The 2,928-nt window shown below is 53.5% G+C and carries 1 rRNA gene; it reads left to right on the forward strand.

What is annotated here, in order from left to right:
* Nucleotides 1–2,908: ribosomal RNA gene (locus GC101_RS00005) — 23S ribosomal RNA — on the forward strand; the annotation flags it as partial.
* Nucleotides 2,909–2,928: the final 20 nt, after the last annotated feature.

Below are 2,928 nucleotides of genomic sequence, written 5' to 3' on the forward strand. Positions count from 1 at the left end.
CGGAGGATGCCTAGGCGCCAGGAGCCGACGAAGGACGTGGCGAACAACGAAACTGCCTCGGGGAGCTGTAAGCAAGCTTTGATCCGGGGGTGTCCGAATGGGGAAACCCAGCTGTGGTAATTCGCAGTTACTCATTTCTGAATACATAGGAAATGCAGAGGCAGACCAGGGGAACTGAAACATCTAAGTACCCTGAGGAAGAGAAAACAATAGTGATTCCGTCAGTAGCGGCGAGCGAACGCGGAACAGCCTAAACCAAGGGGCTTGCCTCTTGGGGTTGTGGGACGTCTCACATGGAGTTACAAAGGAATATGGTAGGCGAAGAGGTCTGGAAAGGCCCGCGATAGAGGTAAAAGCCCTGTAGCCTAAACTGTGTTCTCTCCGAGACGGATCCCGAGTAGTGCGGGGCACGTGAAACCCCGTATGAATCCAGCAGGACCATCTGCTAAGGCTAAATACTACCTGGCGACCGATAGTGAAACAGTACCGTGAGGGAAAGGTGAAAAGCACCCCGGAAGGGGAGTGAAATAGAACCTGAAACCGTGTGCTTACAAAAAGTCAGAGCCCGATCTATGGGTGATGGCGTGCCTTTTGTAGAATGAACCGGCGAGTTACGTTTAACATGCAAGGTTAAGGTGAGAAGCCGGAGCCGCAGCGAAAGCGAGTCTGAATAGGGCGATTTAGTATGTGGACGTAGACCCGAAACCGTGTGATCTACCCCTGTCCAGGGTGAAGGTGCGGTAACACGCACTGGAGGCCCGAACCCACGCATGTTGAAAAATGCGGGGATGAGGTGGGGGTAGCGGAGAAATTCCAATCGAACTCGGAGATAGCTGGTTCTCCCCGAAATAGCTTTAGGGCTAGCCTCGGTGAATGGAGTGGTGGAGGTAGAGCACTGATTGGGTGCGGGGCCCGCAAGGGTTACCAAGCTCAGTCAAACTCCGAATGCCATTAACTTCTTGCCGGGAGTCAGACAGTGAGTGCTAAGATCCATTGTCAAAAGGGAAACAGCCCAGACCATCAGCTAAGGTCCCCAAGTGTGTGTTAAGTGGGAAAGGATGTGGAGTTGCACAGACAACCAGGATGTTGGCTTAGAAGCAGCCACCATTGAAAGAGTGCGTAATAGCTCACTGGTCGAGTGACTCTGCGCCGAAAATGTAACGGGGCTAAACACACCACCGAAGCTATGGCTAGATGCTTTGCATCTGGGGTAGGGGAGCGTTGTATGTAGGTTGAAGGTGTACCGTAAGGAGCGCTGGACAGCATACAAGTGAGAATGCCGGTATGAGTAACGAAAAGATCAGTGAGAATCTGATCCGCCGAAAGCCCAAGGTTTCCTGAGGAAGGCTCGTCCGCTCAGGGTAAGTCGGGACCTAAGGCGAGGCCGAAAGGCGTAGTCGAAGGACAACAGTTTGAAATTACTGTACCACCGTAATCCGCTATGAGCGATGGGGTGACGCAGGAGGGTAGTGACGCGGACTGATGGATGTGTCCGTCTAAGCAGTGAGGCTGATGTGTAGGCAAATCCGCACATCAATAAGGCTGGGCTGTGATGGGGAGCGAAAATTGTAGTAGCGAAGGTCATGATCTCACACTGCCAAGAAAAGCCTCTAGCCAGGAGAAGGTGCCCGTACCGCAAACCGACACAGGTAGGCGAGAAGAGAATTCTAAGGCGCGCGGAAGAACTCTCGTTAAGGAACTCGGCAAAATGACCTCGTAACTTCGGGAGAAGAGGTGCCTCGGTAGGGTGAATAGCCCGAGGGGGCCGCAGTGAAAAGGCCCAAGCGACTGTTTAGCAAAAACACAGGTCTGTGCGAAGCCGCAAGGCGAAGTATACGGGCTGACGCCTGCCCGGTGCTGGAAGGTTAAGGGGAGTGGTTAGGAGCAATCCGAAGCTGTGAACCGAAGCCCCAGTAAACGGCGGCCGTAACTATAACGGTCCTAAGGTAGCGAAATTCCTTGTCAGGTAAATTCTGACCCGCACGAATGGCGTAACGACTTGGGCGCTGTCTCAACGAGAGATCCGGTGAAATTTTAATACCTGTGAAGATGCAGGTTACCCGCGACAAGACGGAAAGACCCCATGGAGCTTTACTGCAGCTTGATATTGAATTTGGGTACGATCTGTACAGGATAGGTGGGAGCCGTAGAGGCAGGAGCGCAAGCTTCTGCGGAGGCGCCGTTGGGATACCACCCTGATCGTATCTAGGTTCTAACCTAGTACCGTAACCCGGTACGGGGACCGTGTCAGGCGGGCAGTTTGACTGGGGCGGTCGCCTCCTAAAGAGTAACGGAGGCGTTCAAAGGTTCCCTCAGAATGGTTGGAAATCATTCGAAGAGTGCAAAGGCATAAGGGAGCTTGACTGCGAGACCTACAAGTCGAGCAGGGACGAAAGTCGGACTTAGTGATCCGGTGGTACCGCATGGAAGGGCCATCGCTCAACGGATAAAAGCTACCCTGGGGATAACAGGCTTATCTCCCCCAAGAGTCCACATCGACGGGGAGGTTTGGCACCTCGATGTCGGCTCATCGCATCCTGGGGCTGAAGTAGGTCCCAAGGGTTGGGCTGTTCGCCCATTAAAGCGGTACGCGAGCTGGGTTCAGAACGTCGTGAGACAGTTCGGTCCCTATCTGTCGTGGGCGCAGGAAATTTGAGAGGAGCTGTCCTTAGTACGAGAGGACCGGGATGGACGTACCGCTGGTGCATCAGTTGTTCCGCCAGGAGCATGGCTGAGTAGCTACGTACGGACGGGATAAGCGCTGAAAGCATCTAAGCGTGAAGCCCCCCTCAAGATGAGATTTCCCAATTAGTAAGACCCCTTGAAGACGACGAGGTAGATAGGTTGGAGGTGGAAGTGCAGCAATGCATGGAGCTGACCAATACTAATCGGTCGAGGGCTTATCCAAATTTCGAAGAACGCAGATTC

It is taken from the genome of Paenibacillus phytohabitans, from assembly GCF_013141775.1.
Classification (GTDB): domain Bacteria; phylum Bacillota; class Bacilli; order Paenibacillales; family Paenibacillaceae; genus Paenibacillus_AQ; species Paenibacillus_AQ phytohabitans.